Origin of the sequence: Longimicrobium sp., from assembly GCA_036389135.1 — a bacterium.
Lineage (GTDB): Bacteria > Gemmatimonadota > Gemmatimonadetes > Longimicrobiales > Longimicrobiaceae > Longimicrobium.
On sequence record DASVQP010000040.1, the window covers coordinates 34,061 to 54,332 of the forward strand.

The 20,272-nt window shown below is 71.8% G+C and carries 12 protein-coding genes; 10 read left to right on the forward strand and 2 right to left on the reverse strand.

The window, feature by feature from the left end; genetic code table 11:
* Positions 1–107: 107 nt before the first annotated feature.
* The gene (locus tag VF584_09875) at positions 108–1,574 is read right to left on the reverse strand and encodes a diguanylate cyclase (protein HEX8210470.1); all 1,467 of its coding nucleotides are present in this window, start codon (positions 1,572–1,574) and stop codon (positions 108–110) included.
* A gap of 372 nt (positions 1,575–1,946) precedes the next feature.
* On the opposite strand from VF584_09875, the gene VF584_09880 reads away from it, so the two are divergent.
* Complete coding sequence (locus VF584_09880; protein HEX8210471.1) at positions 1,947–4,805, forward strand: serine hydrolase; 2,859 nt, start codon at positions 1,947–1,949, stop codon at positions 4,803–4,805.
* 504 nt (positions 4,806–5,309) lie between these two features.
* On the opposite strand, the gene gyrA is transcribed toward VF584_09880, so the two are convergent.
* Positions 5,310–7,985: a DNA gyrase subunit A gene (gene gyrA / locus VF584_09885; protein ID HEX8210472.1), complete on the reverse strand. Its 2,676-nt coding sequence runs from the start codon at positions 7,983–7,985 to the stop codon at positions 5,310–5,312.
* Between the two features lie 694 nt (positions 7,986–8,679).
* On the opposite strand from gyrA, the gene VF584_09890 reads away from it, so the two are divergent.
* From VF584_09890 to VF584_09930, 9 genes are all read left to right on the forward strand, one after another.
* Entirely contained in the window at positions 8,680–9,864 is a 1,185-nt protein-coding gene (locus VF584_09890; protein ID HEX8210473.1) for a S8 family peptidase, read from the forward strand.
* A 225-nt stretch (positions 9,865–10,089) separates the two neighbouring features.
* Positions 10,090–11,418: a sigma-54 dependent transcriptional regulator gene (locus VF584_09895; protein ID HEX8210474.1), complete on the forward strand. Its 1,329-nt coding sequence runs from the start codon at positions 10,090–10,092 to the stop codon at positions 11,416–11,418.
* Positions 11,419–11,562: 144 nt separating this feature from the next.
* Positions 11,563–12,144: a hypothetical protein gene (locus VF584_09900; GenBank protein ID HEX8210475.1), complete on the forward strand. Its 582-nt coding sequence runs from the start codon at positions 11,563–11,565 to the stop codon at positions 12,142–12,144.
* A 14-nt stretch (positions 12,145–12,158) separates the two neighbouring features.
* Positions 12,159–13,478, forward strand: a complete 1,320-nt coding sequence (locus tag VF584_09905; GenBank protein ID HEX8210476.1) for a tetratricopeptide repeat protein — start codon at positions 12,159–12,161, stop codon at positions 13,476–13,478.
* A gap of 171 nt (positions 13,479–13,649) precedes the next feature.
* The gene (locus VF584_09910; GenBank protein HEX8210477.1) at positions 13,650–15,437 is read left to right on the forward strand and encodes a hypothetical protein; all 1,788 of its coding nucleotides are present in this window, start codon (positions 13,650–13,652) and stop codon (positions 15,435–15,437) included.
* A 433-nt stretch (positions 15,438–15,870) separates the two neighbouring features.
* On the forward strand, positions 15,871–17,235 hold the full coding sequence (locus VF584_09915) for an amidohydrolase family protein (GenBank protein HEX8210478.1): 1,365 nt from the start codon (positions 15,871–15,873) through the stop codon (positions 17,233–17,235).
* Positions 17,235–18,143, forward strand: a complete 909-nt coding sequence (locus VF584_09920; GenBank protein HEX8210479.1) for a cation diffusion facilitator family transporter — start codon at positions 17,235–17,237, stop codon at positions 18,141–18,143. Before VF584_09915 ends, VF584_09920 begins: the two co-directional genes overlap by 1 nt.
* 5 nt (positions 18,144–18,148) lie before the next feature.
* A complete protein-coding gene (locus VF584_09925; GenBank protein HEX8210480.1) occupies positions 18,149–18,856 on the forward strand; it encodes a methyltransferase domain-containing protein in 708 nt (235 codons plus the stop codon).
* 76 nt (positions 18,857–18,932) lie between these two features.
* Entirely contained in the window at positions 18,933–20,093 is a 1,161-nt protein-coding gene (locus VF584_09930; protein ID HEX8210481.1) for an NAD(P)/FAD-dependent oxidoreductase, read from the forward strand.
* The last annotated feature ends 179 nt before the right edge of the window (positions 20,094–20,272 follow it).

The following is a 20,272-nucleotide window of genomic DNA, read 5'->3' on the forward strand; positions in this document are numbered from 1 at the left end:
CGGACTCGGGGTCTGATATCGCGCTTCTCGAGCCGGCTTTAGCCGCTTTCCCGTGGTTCCAGCCGGGGGATTCATCCCCCGGTTTTCAGGGGCCCGCCCGCCATCCATTATCCCACCCCCAGCTCCGGGGGCAGGCACACCTGGTCTCGGCCGCGCTCCTTGGCGGTGTAGAGCGCCGCGTCGGCCACGGCGATGATCTCTTCGCCGGTGGCGGCGTCGCAGTCGGGCCAGGAGGCGATGCCGGCGCTGAGGGTGGCGCGCACCGCCACGTCGCCGAAGACGAAGGGGATGGAGGAGATGTGCTTCCGCGCCCGCTCGGCGAAGCGCCGCGCGCCCGCCGGCCCCGTGCCGGGGAGCACCGCCACGAACTCGTCGCCGCCGTAGCGGCCGGCGCGGTCGTGCGGGCGCGCGGCACCCTCGGCCGTGAGCCAGGCGCCCAGGGCACGCAGCACCGCGTCGCCGGCAATGTGGCCGCAGGTGTCGTTGATCTGCTTGAAGTGGTCCAGGTCCAGCACCGCCACGCTCACCGGCTCGCCCCGCTCGCGCGCCGCGTCCAGCTCCCCCTGCAGGTACAGGAGGAGCGAGCGACGCGTGGAGCACCCGGTGAGCTCGTCCGTGTTGGCGATGTCGTGGGCGCGCTCGCGCTGCTCCACCAGCCGCTGAAAGACCTGCACGCGGTCGCACGCCTGGACGATCGCCTCCACCACGCGCACCGCCAGCTCCGCCGCCTCCTCGCCCAGCGCCGGCTCGTCCACCGTGGCGCGCTCCACGAAGAGCCCCGTCATCCCCTCCGCGATGGCGAAGGGGACCACGATGGAGGAGCGCAGCGGGCGCACGAAGCCGCGCGCCGCCCAGTCGCCGCGCACCCCGTCGAAGAGGGGGGAAGAATCCGCGTCGCGAACCTTCACCGGCTGGCCCGTACGAAGCGCTTCCGCCACTTCGGGGTAGTCCTCCAGGTGCAGCCCGAGGCTGTCCTCGGGCTGGCCCTGCGAGGAGGCGGCGATGCGCACCTCCGTTTCCCCCTTTTCCACCACCAGCACGGAACATCGCGCCACGCCCAGGATCTGGGCGGTGCGCGAGGTCACCAGGTGGAACATCTCGTCGGCCGTGACCACGCGGTTCAGCTCGCGGATCAGGTCGATCGTCTCCAGGCGGATGCGGGCCTGCTCGCGCACCCGGCGCAGCTCGCGGTTGCGCAGGACGTGCGAGTGCACGCGCGCCAGCAGCTCGTCCAGGCGAAAGGGCTTGGTGAGGAAGTCGACCGCCCCGTCGCGCAGCGCGGAGACGGGGAGCGCGCCGTCGTTGGTGGCCGTGATCAGCACCACGGGCACGTCCGCCCAGCGCGGCTCCGTGCGGAGGCGGCGCAGCACGTCCAGGCCGCTCATCTCCGGCATCATCACGTCCAGCAGCACCAGGTCGGGCGGCTGGGGGGCCGCCTCCAGCAGCCGCATGATGGCGTGGCCGTTGGTGGCCGTGTGCACGGCGTAGCCGCTCGCCCGCAGCGCCCGCTCCAGCCCGTGGAGGATGGACGCGTTGTCGTCGGCAACGAAGACCGTGGTGGGGGTGTCGCTCATGTCACGATGTATGGTTCTCAGCCCGTGGCGGGATCGCGGCGCCGTGGGAGGGTGCGCGCGGTGTCCCGTCGTAGTGCCGGCGGGCGGCGGAACTCGTGGAAGAGATGCTTGGAGACCGATCGGGGCGCGGGCGGATTGCCCGGGGGAGTCCGGCTAGGCGAATGGCTGTCCTGGCGCGCGAGGGGCAAGAGCCGGACCACCCCCGCGACATGCACAGTGTGAACGTTTTCGCGGGTTTCTGCGTGACGCGGGTGGCGCGGCTGAGGCATCTGCGCCGCATCGTTGCACCAGATGTGTCCCACGGCGCGGGTCCGGTTCGTGCCGTTCCTGCGCGGGGGCGGCCCGCCGGGCGCCCCGACTGACGCAGACCGAATGGAAAACTTGCTTTCGCGCATCATCCGCCGTTCCATCGCGGGACGGCTCCACTTCGCGGTGCTCGCGATGGCGGCGCTCGCCGCCTGCTCGTCGCCCCCGCCGGAAAATCCCTGGACGCCGGGACGCATCGCCGGCATGCCACTGCGCCACAAGCTGGCGCAGATGGTGGTCGCGCGCGTGGCGGTCCCCGCCTCCGGACTCCCCGCCGCCCTCGCGGATACGCCGCGGGTGGGAGGGATCGAGCTGGCGGGGGGCGGGGCGGAGCGCGCGGCCGTCCTCCTGGATTCGCTGCGGCGCGGGTGGCCGGTGCCGCCGCTGGTGGTGGCGCGGCTGGAGCGCGGTGTGGGCGCGGTGCTGGATGGCGGCACGGAGCTTCCCGCGCCGTCCGAGCTGGGCCCCGCCGTCATCAACACCCGCGCCGCGCAGGCCGTCGCCGCGGAGGCGAAGGCGGTGGGCATCGACCTCGCGGTGATCCCCGGCCCGCGTCTGCCCGGCCCCTCTGGAGGCGTGCCGGGCGACGTCACCACTACCGGGGGCCCCGCGGCGACGGCCGAGTTCCTCCGCGACCTGCGGGCGGCGGGGCTCCCCGCCTTGGTCACCGCGCTCGACCCGCCGCGCTGGGCCTCCGGAGCCGTCCCGCCGATCCTGCGCTGGGACCGCGCCGCGCTGGAGGCCGGAGGGCTGGCGGCGCTCCGCTCCGCGGTGCAGGACAGCGTGATGGGGGTGCAGCTCGGCTGGGTGGCGCTCCCCGCGCTCACGGGCGACTCCGTTCCGCTCCCCCTGTCGCCGGTGGCGGGGGCGGGCGTGGTGCGCCGCGACATGGCCTTCGACGGGCTCCTGGTGGCCGAAGTGGGCCCCGGCAGCCCCCTCCGCGCCCGCTTCGGGGCCGGGGCCCCGGTCGCGGCCATCGCGGGGGGCGCGGACCTGCTGGTGGGAGTGGACGATCCCGCCGCCGTGGTGCGAACGCTGGCCTCCGCGGTGGAGCGGGGCACGCTCTCCGCCGCGCGGGTGGAGGAGGCCGTGCGGCGCATCTTCGCCGCCAAGGCGCGGCTGGGGGTGGATCGCCCGCGCCAGGACTCACTCTCCACCGTGCGCGCCGCCCTGCGTGGAGCGGAGGCGCTCGGGCTGGCGGAGGAGCTCCACGGGCGCGCCGTGAACGTGGCGGGCACGGCGCCCGCCACCCTCCTGCGCGGCTGCACTCGGACCGTCCTCGTCCTTCCCAAGAACATGCATCTCCCCGTCTTCACCGCCGAGCTGGCGCGCCGCTCGCGCGGGCTGGCAGCGCTGGGGACGCCGTGGGTGGCGCGCCGCGGCCCGCTCTCCGCGCTGACGGCGTGGCCCGCCAACGATGCGCCCTGCGTGGTAGCCGTCGCGCTGCCCGGGGCGGCGCCGCGCGTGGTGGACCGGCTCCCCGGTGTCGCCATCCCGGTGGACACGGTGAAGCGCGACAGCACCACCGCCCCCGCGGACACGGCCTCGCGCCGCATCGTCTACGTCACCTTTCTCCCCGCGCCCGGCGACTCGCTTCCCCAGGTCCCCTCGGCGGTGCTGGCGTGGGGCACGGGGCCGGAGGCGCAGCGGGCGGCGGCGCGCGCGGTATCTGGCGTGCTGGAGCGTGAGGAGGTGGCGCCGCGGCCGCTCGCCTGGCCTGCCGCCCGCACGCTGCAGCGCGCCCCCGCCAAGGAGGCCGGGATGAGCGCCGACTCTCTGGCCCGCATCGACCGGCTGATGAGGAAGGCGATCGACGACGGGATCTTCACCAGCGCGGCGGTGGCGGTGGGGCGGCGGGGGAAGCTGGTGAAGATCACGGGCTACGGCCGCACCGGCGGCGTCCCGGTGGACCCCGAGACCACCCTGTTCGACCTCGCGTCGCTCACCAAGGTGGTGGGCACGACGGCCGCGGCGATGGCGCTGGTGGACGACCGCCAGCTCCCGCTGGACGCGCCGGTGCGGCGGTACGTGCCGCTCTTCCGCGGGGGCGAAAAGAGCGACGTCACCATCCGCCACCTCCTCACCCACACCTCCGGCCTCCCCGCCGGCGCGGACCTGTACGCCGACGCACGCGACCCGGAGCAGGCGCTGCGGCGGGTCTACCGAACTCCGCTCGTCTACAGCCCGGGCGAGAAGATGGAGTACAGCGACTTCGGGATGATCACCATGGCCGAGGTCGTGCGGCGGCGAGCGGAGGTGCCGGTGGACCAGTTCCTGGCGCGGCGCGTCTACGGCCCGCTGGGGATGCAGTCTACGCAGTACGATCCCCCCGTCGCGCTGGTGCAGCCGATCACGGTACCCACCGCGCTCCGCTCGCAGCGGCCGTACACCATCGACGGTGTGGTGCACGACGCGAACGCCTTCCGGCTGGGGGGCGTGACGGGCCACGCGGGGCTCTTTTCGACAGCCCGCGACATCGCGGTCTACGCGCAGACGATGCTGAACGGCGGAGCGTACGGCGCCCGGCGCGTGTGGTCGCCGCGCACGGTGCGCATCTTCGCGGCGCCGCAGGGGCTCCCCGGCAAGCGCGGCCTGGGGTGGGACAAGCCCGGCCCCCGCTCGTCCGCGGGCGACTACCTCTCGTCCAGCTCCTTTGGGCACCTGGGCTTCACCGGCACCTCCGTCTGGATCGATCCACAGCGCGACATGTTCGTGATCATCCTTACCAACCGCACGTACGACGGCGGCACCACCGGCGAGATCTACCGCGTGCGCCAGACGGTGAACACCGCCGCCGTGCTGTCCATCACGGACGTCAAGATCACCCCCCGCCCCGGCACCATCGCCGCGCAGCCCAAGCCGAAGCCGAAGCCCAAGCCGAAGCCGCGCAGGCCGCCGCGCCGGCCGCGGGGGCGGCGCGGGTAGCCCTCACCCCCGCTCGTTCCTCGCTGCCCCCTCTCCCGATAACAGGAGAGGGCTGCGCCCTCGCCGTTATCGAGAGAGGGGGCGTCGCGTGCATTGCTGGCGTCCGGCGCATGCAGGGTGCCCCCTCCCCCGGCCCTCCCCCGCCTGCGGGGACGCAGGGCGGGCGAGGGGGAGAACTCCGTGTGTGGTCCAAATGTCCGTGCCGCCACCGCCTGCCGCCTACCCCCATCCCGTAGGGGCAGACCCGCGTGTCTGCCATCCCTCGCCCCGCCCGGACCCCCCGCTTCACCCACGAACCCGTAGGGGCGCGATTCATCGCGCCCGCCCTTGCCTCCGCCTCGACCCCCGCCCTTCGCACCCAACCCCAAACCCGGCAGGGGCCGCCCCACGTGGCTGCCCCCGCGACGCCCGGGGCACCCGCGCACCCATACATGCGACTGCCCCTCCCCCAGGTAGTTATTGGGGGAGGGGCAGCGAGGTGACGAGCCGGGATGGGACCCGGTCTCAGACTTCGTCGTCCAGGTCGCCGAGCGAGTCCAGGTGGTCGTCCGTGTAGTCGTCCTCTGGAAGCTCCTCGTCGTCCACGTCGTCCGCGTCAACGGCGTCGTCGTCCTCCAGCTCCTCATCGAGGCCCAGGTCCTCCTCGAGCGCGGCGGAAGGCACGATCTCCGTCGTTTCCTCGGCCTCGGAGACGATGGGCTCCGGGACGGCGTCCTCGTTCACCACGCGCGCCACGTCCATCACCGTGTCCTTGGGCCCCAGGTTGATCAGCTTCACACCCTGCGTGTTGCGGCCAATCACGCGGATCCCGTTCACCGGCTGGCGGTTGATGACGCCCTGGCGTGTGATGACCATCAGCTCGTCGCCCGGGTGCACCTCCATGATCGCCACCACGCGCCCCGTCTTGTCCGTCGTGCGGATGTTGATCACGCCCTTGCCGCCGCGGCCCTGCAGGCGGTACGCCTCCACGTCGGTGCGCTTCCCCATCCCCGTCTCGGTGACCACCAGCAGCGTGGGGCCGGGCTTGGTGACCACCATCCCCACCACGCGGTCGTCGCCCTGCAGCGCGATGCCGCGCACGCCCGTCGTCGCGCGCCCCATCTCGCGGATGCGCCCCTGCGGAAAGCGGATCGCCATCCCCTCGTAGGTCGCCAGGATCACCTCGCAACTGCTGTCCGAGACCTGCACGGAGATCAGCTCGTCGCCCTCAAGGACGTTGATGGCGTTCAGGCCCACCTTGCGCGGGTTTCCGTAGGCGGCGAGCGCCGTCTTCTTCACCACGCCCTTGCGGGTGGCGAAGATCAGGTGCTTGTCGTGCGCGAACTCACGCACCGGCACCAGCGCGGCGATCTTCTCGTCCGGCTCCACGTTGATCAGGTTCACCACGGGCTTGCCACGGCTCCCGCGCGACCCCTGCGGAATTTCGTGCACCTTGAGCCAGTAGCACTGCCCCTCGCGGGTAAAGAACATCAGGTAGTCGTGGGTGCGCGCCAGGAACAGGTGCTCCACCCAGTCCGCTTCCTTGGTCGTCACCCCGCTGATGCCACGCCCGCCGCGCGCCTGCGCCCGGTACGCCGCCACCGGCTGGCTCTTGATGTAGCCGGCGTGCGAGACGGTGATCACCATCTCCTCGTCGGGAATCAGGTCCTCGATGGAGAAGGAGCCCGCGTCGCCCAGGATCTCGGTGCGTCGCTCGTCGCCGTAGCGGTCGGCCACCTCGCGCAGCTCTTCCTTGATGATCTCCAGGCGGCGCGCCTCGTTCCCCAGGATGTCCACCAGGTCCGCGATGGTGGCGCGCACCTCGGCCAGCTCGCCCTCCAGCTGCTCGATCTCCAGCCCCGTGAGGCGGGCCAGGCGCATGTTGAGGATGGCGTCCGACTGGCGGTTGCTGAGCGTGAAGCGCGTGCGCAGGCTGATCCCCGCCTCTTCCGTGGTTTCCGAGCCGCGGATGATGGCGATCACCTCGTCGATGTGGTCGACGGCGATCTTGAGCCCTTCCAGAATGTGCTCCCGCTCGCGCGCCTTGCGCAGCTCGAACTCGCTGCGGCGGCGCAGCACCTCGTGGCGGTGCTGCAGGAAGTGGTAGACCATCTCCCGCAGCTTGAGAACGCGCGGAACCCCGTCCACCAGCGCCAGCATGATCACCCCAAAGGTGCTCTGCATGGTGGTGTGCTTGTACAGCTGGTTCAGCACGATGTGGGGGATGGCGTCGCGCCGCAGGTCGATGACGATGCGGATGCGCTTGTCGCTCTCGTCGCGCAGGTCGCTGATCCCCTCCAGCTTGCGGTCGCGCACCAGCTCGGCGATGTGCTCGATGAGACGCGCCTTGTTGACCTGGTACGGGATCTCGGTGACGATGATGCGGTCGCCGCGCCCGTCCTCGCGCTCCTCGATCTGCGCCCGAGCGCGGATCACCACGCGCCCGCGCCCCGTCTCGTACGCCTCGCGGATCCCCTCGCGCCCGTAGATCACGCCCCCGGTGGGGAAATCCGGCCCGCGCACGAAGGCCTGCAGGTCCGTGCTGGTGGCCTCCGGGTTGTCGATCAGGTGGATGCACGCCCCCACCACCTCCCGCAGGTTGTGCGGGGGGATGTTGGTGGCCATCCCCACCGCGATCCCGCTGGAGCCGTTGACCAGCAGGTTGGGAACGCGCGCCGGCAGCACGCGCGGCTCCACCTGCCGGTCGTCGAAGTTGGGTGAGAAGTCGACCGTCTCCTTGTCGATGTCGGCCAGCAGCTCGGTGGCCAGCGGGGCGAGGCGGGCCTCCGTGTAGCGGTAGGCCGCCGCGCTGTCGCCATCGATGGAGCCAAAATTCCCCTGCCCGTCCACCAGCGGGTAGCGCAGGGAGAAGTCCTGCACCATGCGCACGAGCGAGTCGTACACGGCGCTGTCGCCGTGCGGGTGGTACTTGCCCAGCACGTCGCCGACGACCGTGGCGCTCTTGCGGTACGGGCGGTTGGGGGCGAGCCCCGCCTCGTGCATGGCGAAGAGGATGCGGCGGTGCACCGGCTTCAGCCCGTCGCGCACGTCGGGAAGGGCGCGCTGCACGATGACGCTCATCGAATAGTCGATGAACGACTCGCGCATCTCGTCCTCGATCAGCCGCGGAAGGACCTTGGATCCGCCGGTGGGCTGCTCCGCGAACTCGTTCGAATCGGGCGGGGTGATGTCGTCGGCCATTTACAGCGTGCCTGGAAGCTCGTAAGCGTCGGTCGTTCCCACAGATACGGGACTCGCCGATGATACCCCGCCGCGCGCGCGGGGTGCCCCCGGGAAGGGGCGTGGGCAGAAGCCCAAAAACTACGCGCCCGCGCGCGATTTCGCCAGTCGCCGCGGGCCGCACCAGAATGAGAACAGATGGTCTCACACAGAGACACAGAGCCACAGAGAGAACAGCAAAAGGTTTCCTCTGTGGCTTGCAGTTCCCTCTGTGTCCTCCGTGTGAGGCTTTTCTCCGTTGTTCCCCCCCTGCGCCTCTGGGTGAGACCGACCTTTCTATCCTTTCTGTCAGGCGATATCAGGTGTTTCCTGGGCTCGGCGCGGGTCGGGCGCTGCAAATTGGTGGGCGGTGCACCAAAGTGCGCCGCCCGTTCTCAGCGCCTCAAAACGGTATGTCGTTGCGCGGCACAGCTTTGCCCGCGCGCACCGGAATGGCGCGCCGCGTGCCTTTGAGCGGGGCGTCCAAAACGCACACGATCGTGGTTCCGAGGGCGCCGCTCCACTGCACGTGGGAGCGGGGGCGGGAGTGGGGCGGGGGCTGGATCGAACGTCCGTACGGACGCGGTCCGCTCCCGGGTCCGGTGCAGTCGCAGTGCCGGTCCGGCAGCCAGCCGGCCGATGATCCTTCACCATCCGGAGAGAGGACTCGTACACCATGCGCTTCAACCGTACTTCGCTGCTGCTGGCGACCGCCGTCACGCTGGCCGCCTGCTCGGACCAGACCCCCACCGCCATGAAGGCGCCCTCCGAGGGCGCGCGCCTCTACCAGGCCGCGCCGGGCCGCGGCATCGAGGGGCAATACATCGTCGTCCTCAACGAGGGCGCCGATCCGCGCTCCGTGGCGGCGGTGGCGCAGGTGAGCCCGCGCTTCGTCTACACGGCCGCCCTCAACGGCTTCGCGGCCGAGCTCAACCAGGGCCAGGTCAACGCGCTGCAGAACAATCCGGCCGTGGCGTACATCGAGGAAGACCAGATCGTCGACGCCGCCACCACGCAGAGCGGCGCCACCTGGGGGATCGACCGCATCGACCAGCGCTCGCGCCCGCTGAGCGGCACGTACAACTACACCAACACCGCCTCCAACGTCCGCGCGTACATCATCGACACGGGCGTGCGCGCCACGCACAGCGAGTTCCGCAAGACGGACGGCACCACCCGCGCCCAGAACAACTACAACGCCACGGGCGACGGCAACTCCAGCGACTGCAACGGGCACGGCACGCACGTGGCCGGCACCGTCGGCGGCAAGACGTACGGCGTGGCCAAGGCCGTGCTGATCCGCGCGGTCAAGGTGTTCACCTGCTCCGGCAGCAGCGCCAACTCCATCATCATCGCCGGCATCGACTGGACGACCAGCAACCACATCAAGCCGGCGGTCGCCAACCTGTCGCTGGGCGGCGGCGCGAGCCAGGCCACCGACGACGCGGTCAACCGTCTCTCCAATGCGGGCGTCTACGTGGCGGTGGCGGCGGGCAACGAGAACACGGACGCCTGCACCCGCTCCCCGGCCCGCGCCTCCACGGTGACCACGGTGGCCTCCTCCACCAGCTCGGACGCCAAGTCGTCGTTCAGCAACTGGGGGAGCTGCGTGGAGCTGTACGCGCCGGGCAGCAGCATCACCTCCGCGTGGTACGGCAGCGACACGCAGACGAACACCATCAGCGGCACCTCGATGGCCTCGCCGCACGTTGCCGGCGTGGGCGCGCTCTACAAGGGCACCTACGGCGACGCGTCGTACTCCACGATCCGCAGCTGGATCATCAACAACTCCACCACCGGCGTGATCACCGGCAACGTGACCGGCACGCCGAACCGCCTGCTGTACAAGGCGGCGCTGTAATCGCGCCGCGGCGCGCCGGAGAAGCTGATGTTCCGGCGCGCCCGTGCCGGTGTGCGGGGGACCCACGGCAGCGCCGCGGGTCCCCCGCTCCCGTCGTGCTGGACTTTGCGGAGCCGACACCGTAATAATCCCGTATGCGTCCCCCGTCGCGCGTTTGCGCCGCTTCCGTGCGGGCGCTATACTCGACCAAACCTCAATTCCGGCTACCAGCGCACCCCATTGCCCTTGAAGGTCCTCCTTCTGGACGCAGACCGCGGCGTCGGTCGAACGCTCGAACCTGAGCTGGACGCGGCGGAGCTGCACACCGCGCACGGGCTCACGGACGGGCTACGCCTCATTGCGACCGGAACGTGGGACCTGATCCTGCTGGACGCGGACTTCTCCGATGCGGGGATGGAGATCCTGGGAAGGCTGCGCGGCGACGGCTCGGCGCCCGTCGTCCTCCTCTCGCAGCGCCCGTCGATGGAGCTGGCGCTGGAGGCGATCCGGCAGGGGGCGCACGACGTGCTCCCCAAGCCGCTCCCGCGCGGGCGCGTGCGCGAGATCCTGGCCGGCATCGAGGAAGTGCGACGCCTGCGCCCCATTCCGGACGAGGTTCGCGGCGGCGACGCCATCGTGGGGTCCAGCGCGGGGATGATGCAGGTGTTCAAGTCCATCGCCCGCGCGGCGGACAGCGACGCCACCGTGCTGGTGCTGGGGGAGAGCGGCACGGGCAAGGAGATGGTGGCGCGCGTCCTCCACTCGCGCTCGCGGCGGGCCAAGGGGCCGTTCGTTGCCATCAACTGCGCCGCCATCCCGGAGAACCTGCTGGAGTCGGAGCTCTTCGGCCACGAGAAGGGCGCCTTCACCGGGGCCATCGGGCGCCGCATCGGCCGCTTTGAGCGCGCCAACGCCGGCACGCTCTTCCTGGACGAGATCGGCGACATGAGCCTGGCGCTGCAGAGCAAGATCCTGCGCGCCATCCAGGAGCGCGAGGTGGAGCGGGTGGGCGGCGGGTCGCCGGTGTCCATCGACGTGCGCATCGTGGCCGCCACCAACCGCGACCTGGCCGAGTCGGTGCGCGAGGGCCGCTTCCGCGAAGACCTGTACTATCGCCTGGCGGTGGTCGCGCTGAACCTGCCGCCGCTGCGCGACCGCGGGGCGGACCTGGACCAGCTCGCGCTGCACTACGTGGCCCACTACGGCCGCGAGCACGCGCGGCCGGTGCGCGCCGTGGCCGAGGAGGTGTTCGGCGCCCTGCGCGCGCACCCCTGGCCCGGGAACGTGCGCCAGCTTCGCAACGCCATGGAGCGCGCGGTGGTGATGTCAGAGGGCGAGATCCTCCTCCCGCAGCATCTGCCGGCCGACATTCTCCACCCGCCCGCGGCGCGCCCCACCGCCGCGGACCCGGCCGAGATGCCGCTGGTGACGCTGGAGGAGATGGAGCGCAGGATGATTCGCCGAGCGCTGGCCGAGACGGCGAACAACCTCACCATGGCGGCCGAGCGGCTCGGAATCCACCGCAACACGCTGCGCCGCAAGATCGCCGAATACAGGCTGGGGGTCCCGACCTGAGCGTGTGTCACGGATGTATTGCACCATCCGTACACTTTGGTTAGTTTTACAACGTCCCCAAATGAATTTCCGCACACGGGTACGCGGCTCTCTGGCCTCTCCTGCCCCCTCCCCGTGTCCTTCCCATCCCTTCCGGAGGTACGCATGCGTCTTCGCCGTTTCCTGTTTGGTGTGGTGCCGGTCCTTGCGCTCGTGGCTGGCTGTGGGGAGGCGGGTGGACCGTTCGGCGGGCAGGGACAGGCGGCGCCGGTGCAGCCCCGGCTCGAGACGGAGACCCCGCTCCAGCTGCAGAACGTGGAGCGGGTGGCGGCGTACAAGGTGATCAAGGCCAAGCCCGCCAACCTGTGGGCGAAGGCGTGGATCGGGCCCGCGGGCGGCACGCTGAGCTACTACGGCTTCCGCATCGTGGTTCCGGCCGGCGCGGTGGACAAGGTAACGATGTTCACGCTGAGCCTCCCCAGGGAGGGGACGGAGCGGGCGCTGGCGGAGTTCGGGCCGCACAACGTGGAGTTCGCGCAGCCCATCACCATCGAGCTCCCGTACGCCGGCACCACCTCGGAGGGCTATGCCGCCGCTGCGCTCTGGTTTGACGAGTCGACCAAGCTGTGGACCAGCGTGGGTGGTACGCTGACCTCGGACGGGCAGCGCGTGCAGACGCAGGTGTGGCACTTCTCCACGTACGGCACGGCTGAGCGCGGTGGCACGCTGACTTCCTCGGGCGGCTGAACGCACCGGTCCTGGTGCCTGTGCAACGTTCCGCCTTCGTAGTCGAGGAGCTCCTCGGCCTGCTTCCCGCGCTCGACGAACTTGAGGTCCTGCGGCTGCGCCTGATCGGCGCGGCCGCGCCGGACCCGCGTCGGATGTGGGACAGCTCCACAGCGTACACCACGGTCGACAAGCGCGTCCTCAGCCCTACGGACGTAGAGCAATCGCTCGCGGAGGCGGATGAAGCCCTGCGGCAGTACGTCGCCACGCTTCACGACCGGCTCCGCCCGCTTTTCCGCAGCTTCTTCGAAGGCGACCTTGACACCGTGGCGCGGCACCTGGTAGGACTCGGTGAGCACCACGAGGCCCTGGGACGCGCGCGAAGCGCGCGGAAGTGCTACGACGCGGCGATGCGGGTGGCGCTCCCGCTGGTCGAAAAAGGGGCGCAGGTGCTGGCGCTGCGGCGCATTGGTCGCGTGGCGCTGTCGCTGGGCGACTTCCAGGAGGCGGCGCTGCACTACGAGCGCAGTGCCGAGCTCGCGCGCGACTCCGGGGATCTGCACGGCGAGGTGGTCGCCCGCACCGGCGAGGGGAACGTGCTCCTCTGGCAGGGGAACTGGCGCGAGGCGGAGAACTACTACCGGGACGCGCTCGCCCGTGCGGAATCGGCGCCGGCGGAGACGCTGACCACGGCGCGCGGGCATCTCTACAACAACCTCGGCAACGTCGCCACCCGCCTGAGGCGGCTCGACGAGGCCGAGGAGTGGTTCAAGCGGGCGCTCGCCGTCTGGAGCGACCACCCGTCTCCCGGGGACCTCGGGGTGTGCCTGCACAACCTCGGTCATCTCCGGCTGGAGCAGGGAAGGATGGCGGAAGCGGCGGCAACGTACGAGCGCGCCATCAAGCTCGAAGTGCCGCCCACACTGCGTGTAGCCATCGCGGTGGACTTGGCGCAGCTTCTCCTGAGGGAGGGACACCTGACGCAGGCGGAGGACTGGGCGCTTGTGGCGGAGAATCACGCCATCGCGGCGGCCAGTCCGTACCTGCTGGGGCGGATGTACCAGGGCCGTGGAAACATCGCGCGCGCGCGCGGCCACGCGGACGGGTTCACGCTCTACGAGAAGGCGCTGGAGATCGCGCGCGGCAAGGGGTATCCGTTCCTTGAAGCGGAAACGCTGGCGGATTACGCCGAGCTGCGCCTGCAGACCGGCGGAGTGGAAGAAGCGCAGGCGTACCTGGAGCGTGCGCGCGACATCTTCAAAGAAAGTGGCGCGGTCCAAGACTGCGCGCGCGCCGAAGCGTCACTGGCGCGGCTTGCGTCGTCGCAAACTTCGCTGGCGGCCACGCGCGACTGACACTCCCGGGCGGTGGTGGGGTACGAGGCGGAGCCTGATGCATGGCTTCCGCCTCGTTTCGCCTTGAGCCGGGCGCGAACATTGCTCCTTGCGTCTGGACAATCTTCCATCGCGCCCCGTACGGCCTTGCTGCCCGGCGGAGCGCCCGTACCGCGCCGTGAGGCCGCGAAGTTGCCGAACCTGCGCCGCCCTGACCGCTTCCTTTGCGCGCTCGCCCTGGTGGCGGGGGCGCTCTTTGCGCGCTTGGCGAGCGCGCAGGACGCCCACGTGGACGAGTGCACGGGAGGGCGGATCTCGCAGGTGTTCATCGACAACCGCTCCGTCTTCGACACGGAGGCGGGGAAGCAGGGATCGCGCTTCGGATGGGCCTTCCGGCTGGCGAATCGCGCCCACATCCGCACGCGCGACCAGGTGATCCGGCGGGAGCTCCTCTTCAGGGAGGGCGACTGCTACGATCAGGCGCTCCTGCTGGATTCGGAGCGCATCCTGCGCAGCACCTCGTACATCGCCGACGCGGACGTCTTCGCCGTGCGCCAGCCGGACAGCACCATGCACGTGGTGGTGGAGACGCGCGACGAGTGGTCCACCCGCCTGGAGCCGCAGATGGAGAGCGGCGAGGTGGGGCTGCGCGGGCTGGAGCTGCGCGAGGACAACCTGCTGGGGCGCGGCCAGCGCGTGTCCGCGTTCATCAAGGAGCGGCAGGGGGAGCGGGTGTTCGGCGCTTCCTTCGCCACGCGCCACCTCCTGGGGACCCACACGGACGCGGAGATCTCCCTGGCGCGCACGCCGGTGGGCTACGCCGTGCAGCAGCGGCTGGCGTGGCCTTTTCGGGGCGAGGCGGGGCGGTTTGCGCTGCGCGAGCAGTTCGAGCACGAGGAAAACAACTTCGAGTTCTGGATTCCCGATGCGGAAGCCGGCCGCCCGCGCCGCTTCCTCTTCGCCGAGCAGCGGCGCGCCTTCGACGTGGGGACGGTGTTCCGGCTGGGGCAGCGCGGAAACCTGACGCTCTTTGGCGTGGCGCTGGCGGGGGACTGGACGGTGTACCCGGGCGATTCGCTGCGCACCTCCGGCGGCGGCGAGGTCACCATCCCGCTCCCGGGCGGCGGCAAGGTGATCGGGCTGGACTCGGTGTCGTCGCTGCGCTTCGTCTTCCTGGCGGGCCAGCGCAACGTCTGGTTCGAGCGACGCCGCGCCCTGGACGCCGTGCGCGGATCCGAGGACGTGCGCCTGGGTGTGGAGGCGGAGGTGGGAATCGGGCGCAGCCTTTCCGCGCTCTCCACCGACGACGACCTGGCGGTGGACCTGGGGTTCTTTGCGGCGGGGCAGCTGCCGGGCGGGCTGCTCGCCGGCGTGCGGCTGGTGGGCGAGGGGCGGCGCGACTACGCGGCGCCGGTGGGGAGCTTCGAGTGGCGTAACCTCTTTGGCCAGGCGGACGGGTGGGCGTACTGGCGGCCCGGCCCCGACAGCCGCTTCACCTGGGTGGCCGCCGCCGCGCTGGATGGCGGATGGCGGACCACCGTCCCCTTCCAGCTCACTCTGGGGAGCCGGGCGGGGATGCGCGGCTACCGGCCGCACGTCTTCATGGGCGAGCGCCGCGCCGTGGCTACGCTGGAGCACCGCGCGTACCTGGGATGGCCGTATCCGCGCCTCTTCGACGTCGGCTCGGCGGCGTTCGTGGACGTGGGGAAGATCTGGCAGGGCGGCGACCTGTACGGCCGCGAGTCGCCGGTTCAGGCGAGCGCGGGGCTGGGGCTGCGCGTGGCCTTTCCCCCGGGATCGCGCCGCACCTACCGCCTGGACATCGCGGCCCCGGTGGCTCCGCGGTTCGATGCCGGCGGCATCCAGGTGTCGCTGGGCATCGGCCAGGCCGTCGGCCGCAGCGCCGCCGACGACCATTCGCAGATCCGGCGCAGCAGCCGTCGTGCGCTGAGCGCTTCGCTGTTCAGCTTCCCGAACTGAGGGGCCCTCTCCCCGCTCGTTCCTCGCTGCCCCACTCCGAAAGCGCGGGGAGCGGGGGGTGTCTGCGCGGGTGGCGGGGTGTGTCGCGGGGGCGGGCACGGGCAGCTACGCGGGGCGGCCCCTACGGGATGGGTGCGTGGGGCGCGGGGTCGGCGCGGGGGCAAGGGCGGGCAGACATGCAGGTCTGCCCCTACCGGATTGGTGTGGGGTGCATGGGTCGAGGCGCGCAGAGGGCGGGCGCGATGAATCGCGCCCCTACGGGGCATCTGCGCGGCGCACGGTTTTCGCCCCCTCTCTCGATAACAGAGGGCGCAGCCCTCTCCTGTTATCGGGAGAGGGGGCAGCGAGGAACGAGCGGGGGTGAGGGCCCCGCGGAACGCGGTGTGCACCTGCGCGGCCGCTCACGCACAGGCGACCCGGTACCGAGGGAGGAATGACGCACGAGAGGGCGACCATCTACCGCGCGGCGTGGGTGCTGCCCGTGGCGGCGGAGCCGATCCGCGAGGGCGCGGTGATGGTGGGCGCGGACGGGCGGATCGCGGCGGTCGGCCCCAGCGCGGCCATCGAGCCGCCCCCTGAGGCCGGAATCGTGGAGATGGGCGCGGCCGCCCTCCTCCCCGGGCTCGTCAACGTGCACGCCCATCCCGAGCTGTCGCTCTTTCGCGGCGCGCTGGAGGACCTCCGCTTCCGCGACTGGATCCTGCGCCTGGTGGGCACCAAGCGCACGGCCATGCGCGACGAAGACTACCTCGTAGCCGCGCGCTGGACGATGGTGGAGGCGATCCGCTCCGGGATGACCACGCTCGCCGCCACAGAATCGTCCGCCGCCGGGGCCGTGGCGATGCGCGAGGCGGGGATGCGCGGCGTCCTCTACCGCGAGGTGTTCGGCCCCGATCCGGCGCAGGCCGACGAGTCCATGGCCGAGCTGCGCGCCTCTGTCGAGCAACTCCGCCGCGACGAGACGGAGCTGGTGAGGATCGGGGTGTCGCCCCACGCGCCGTACACCGTATCCGACCGCCTCTTCCGCGCCGCCGCCGAGTACTGCGTGGCGGAGGACCTCCCCATGGCGGTGCACGCATCGGAGTCGCTGGCGGAGCGCGAGCTGGTGGAGCGCGGCGCGGGAGACTTTGCGCCCGGCTTGCAGGCGCGCGGCATCGACACGCCCGTGCGCGGCCGGACCACGGTGGAGATGCTCGACCGGCTCGGCGTCCTGGATGCGCGCCCGCTCCTCATCCACTGCGTGACGATCGATGCGGAGGACGTGCTGCGCATCGCCGAGGCGGGGTGCGCGGTGGCCCACTGCCCGGTGGCCAACGCCAAGCTGGGGCACGGAGTGGCGCCGTACGCCGCGCTCCGGGACGCGGGGGTGCGCGTGGGGCTGGGGACCGACTCCGTGGGGAGCAACAACCGGCTGGATCTGCTGGAGGAGGCGCGCATCGCCTCCGTGGTGCACCGCGGCCAGCTCGCGTCACATGAGATCCTATCGCCCGCCGATCTCCTGCGGCTGTGCACGCTGGACGGCGCGGTCGCGCTGGGGATCGACGGCCGCGTGGGGACGCTGGAGCCGGGCAAGGACGCGGATCTGTGCGCCGTGTCGCTGGCCGGCCCGCACGTGCGCCCGGTGCACGATCCGGTGGCGGCCGTCTTCCACGCCGCGCGCGCCACGGACGTGATCCTGACGGCGGTGAAGGGGCGCGTCCTCTTTCGCGACGGCGTGCTGGCGACGCTGGACGAGGCGGCGATCTCGGCGGCCGTGGACGAGGCGGCGGCGCGGGTGCGCACTGCGCTGGTGGGGTGATGAGACGCCCGGCCGCCGGACGCGAGGCATCGCCGCGGCGCTCGGCGGACGTGCGCCGGGTGCTCAACACCGTGCTGGCCGTCTCGCTGGCGCTGGTGGCGGTGAAGGCGTACGCCGGCGTGCGGGCGGGGTCGCTGGCGGTGCTGGGCGGCGCCATCGACTCGGGGCTGGACGTGCTGACCACGCTCGTCGCCATCGTCCTGGCGCAGGTAGCCGGCGCCGCGCCCGACGAGGAGCATCCCTACGGCCACGCCAAGTTCGAGACGCTGGGCGCGCTCGCCATGGTCGCCTTCCTCTCCATCACCGTTACCGAGCTGGTGCGCGGCGCGGTGTCTCGCATCCTGGGCAACGAGCCGCGGGAGCTCGATGCCACCGTTGCGGTCGGGGCGATGGCCCTGTCGCTCGTCATCGGCCTCATCGCCTCCGCGTACGAGAAGCGGCGCGGCGAGGCGCTGCGCAGCGACCTCTTGCTTGCGGATGCGGCGCACCTGCGCGCGGACGTGTGGGTGACGGTGGCGGTGCTCGCCGGGCTGGGGCTCACGGAGCTCGGCGTGCCGCACGGCGATGCCTGGACGACGCTCTTCGTCTCGGTGCTGATCGCGCGCACGGGGTGGCGCATCATACGCGACGCCGTGCCCGTGCTGGTGGACCAGCGCGCAGTAGAGGCGACCGAGATCAGGCGCCTGGCGGGGATGGTGTCGGGTGTGCGCGAGGTGTACGACGTGCGCTCGCGCGGGCGGCCCGGCGCCCTCTTCGCCGAGCTGACCATCGCCGTGCGCGGCGGGCTGGACGTGGAGACGGCGCACGACATCGCCGACCGAGTGGAGAACGAGGTCGCTGACCAGCTCGGCGCGCAGGACGTGATCGTGCACGTGGAGCCGGACCGCCGCCCGGGGGCCACGCAGTGACGCCGATGCCCCGCGCCGCCGGCGAGGAGCGTATGGACGCGCCGGATGCCGACCCGCGCGAGCTGGCGCGGAGCCTGGCCGACCTCCGCGGCGTCAACCGCTGGCTGGGCGGCACGCGCGTCGTCCTCCACCACCTGGCGCGGCTCGTCGCCCGCCATCCCCGGCGCGAGTACCGCGTGCTGGACGTGGCGACCGGCTCGGCGGACATCCCGCTGCACGTGGCGGAGTGGGGGCGGCGCCGTGGCCTGCGCATTCGCGTGGTCGCAACCGATGCGCACCCCGGGACGCTGGCCGAGGCCCGCGCCCGCGTCGCCGCCGACCCGGATGTGACCGCCGAGCCCGCGGACGCGCTGGCGCTCCCCTACGCGGACGGCGAGTTCGACTTCGCGCTGTGCTCCACCGCGCTGCACCACTTCAACACGGACGAGGAGTGCGTGCGCGTGCTTCGCGAGCTGGACCGGGTGGCGCGGCTGGGCGGCATCGTCAACGATCTGCACCGCACGCGGGCGGCGCTGCTGGGTGCGCGGCTCCTGGCGGCCACCGTCTGGCGCACGCACCCCATCACCCGCAACGACGGCCCGCTTTCCGTGCGCCGCGCCTTCACCCCCGCCGACCTGCGCTCGCTCGCCCGGGTCGCGGGGCTGCGCGGCGCCGAAGTGTTCGCCCACGTGCCGTTCCGTGTGGCGCTCGTCTGGGACGGGCGGAACTCCTGACCTGTTGTTGCTGTTCGGTGCGCTTCGTGCCGTCCACGCACTGACGCACTAATGCACTGACGCACTTCTGTTTTCTATGTATGATGCGGTAATCGTCGGCGGCGGGCCCGCGGGGTCCGCGATGGCGGCGAGGTTGGCCGTGGCCGGGCACGACGTGCTCGTGCTGGACCGCGCCCACTTTCCGCGCCGCAAGCCGTGCGGCGAGTGCGTGAACCCCGCGGGGGTGGATGCACTGCGCGCCCTCGACGTGCTGGATGCCGTCGAAGCCGCACATCCCGCCCGGCTCGATGGCTGGCGCATCCGGCCGGGTGCGGGGGACGGCTTCCGCGGGCGCTTCCCCAGCAAGGTCCATGGGCTGGGCATCGCGCGCGACGTGCTGGACTCGATCCTCCTGGACCACGCGCGCGGTCGTGGTGCGGAGGTGCGCACCGGTGTGCGCGCCACCGGCGTGCTGCGCGAGGGTGGCCGCGTCGTGGGGGTGAGCGTCGAGGGCGGAGAGGAGATCCGCGCGCGCCTCGTCGTCGGCGCGGATGGGCTGCGTTCCGTGGTGGTCAGGCGATTGGAGCTGCTGCGGCGGGCTCCACGGCTGCGAAAGGTGGCGCTGACCGCGCACGTCGTCGGCGTCGATGCGGGACGCGGGTGGGGCGAGCTGCGCGTGATCGGACGCGGGTGCGTGGGGATCGCGGAGGTTGGCGGCGGGCACTTCAACGTCACGGTGGTCGTGGGGGGGGATGAGGCGCTCGAGGTGGCGGGCGACCCCACCGGGTTCTTTGACGGCGCGCTGCGGCGCTTCGGCTTCGCGGATGCGCGGCGGGTGGACGAGGTGCTGACCAGCGGCCCGTTCGACTTCCCCGTGCGCCGCGCGATCGTGGACGGGGCGCTGCTGGTGGGGGATGCGGCGGGGTACTACGATCCGTTCACGGGCCAGGGGATCTTTCGCGCCCTCCGCGGCGCCGAGCTCGCCGCCCGCACCGCCGATGCCGCCCTGCGCGCGGGCGACCTCTCCGCCGCCGCGCTGGCGCCGTACGAGCGGGACCGGCGCCGCGCCTTCGGCCCCGGCGAGCGGGTGCAGCACCTGGTGGAGGCGTTCGTATCGCGCCCCGCGATGCTGCGCCTGGTGTCGCGCCGCTTCTCACGCCGCCCGGCCCTCGGCGACGCCATCATCCGCGTCACCGGCGACGTGCGGCCGGTCCGTTCGCTGCTGCGCCCTTCGCTGCTGCTGGGACTGGTGCGGTAGGGGGGCGTCCGGGATCGCCCGGGGTCGCCATCGCCGGGGGCTGAAGCCCCCGGCTGGAACTACGGGAAGACGGCTGAAGCCGTCTCGTGAAACGCCGATCTCGCCCCCGGGTCCGCGAAGGCGGACTTTGTGCTGTTGTTGCAGCGAGTTCACTCGCCACCTCATCAGGCCCCAGCCAC

What these genes read in the sequence shown, in the direction of transcription:
- VF584_09930 (HEX8210481.1), top strand. Translation starts at nt 18,933, where the DNA reads ATGTATGATGCGGTAATCGTCGGCGGCGGGCCCGCGGGGTCCGCGATG.
- VF584_09880 (HEX8210471.1), top strand. Translation starts at nt 1,947, where the DNA reads ATGGAAAACTTGCTTTCGCGCATCATCCGCCGTTCCATCGCGGGACGG.
- gyrA (HEX8210472.1), bottom strand. Translation starts at nt 7,985, where the DNA reads ATGGCCGACGACATCACCCCGCCCGATTCGAACGAGTTCGCGGAGCAG.
- VF584_09875 (HEX8210470.1), bottom strand. Translation starts at nt 1,574, where the DNA reads ATGAGCGACACCCCCACCACGGTCTTCGTTGCCGACGACAACGCGTCC.
- VF584_09925 (HEX8210480.1), top strand. Translation starts at nt 18,149, where the DNA reads ATGCCCCGCGCCGCCGGCGAGGAGCGTATGGACGCGCCGGATGCCGAC.
- VF584_09920 (HEX8210479.1), top strand. Translation starts at nt 17,235, where the DNA reads ATGAGACGCCCGGCCGCCGGACGCGAGGCATCGCCGCGGCGCTCGGCG.
- VF584_09890 (HEX8210473.1), top strand. Translation starts at nt 8,680, where the DNA reads ATGCGCTTCAACCGTACTTCGCTGCTGCTGGCGACCGCCGTCACGCTG.
- VF584_09915 (HEX8210478.1), top strand. Translation starts at nt 15,871, where the DNA reads ATGACGCACGAGAGGGCGACCATCTACCGCGCGGCGTGGGTGCTGCCC.
- VF584_09900 (HEX8210475.1), top strand. Translation starts at nt 11,563, where the DNA reads ATGCGTCTTCGCCGTTTCCTGTTTGGTGTGGTGCCGGTCCTTGCGCTC.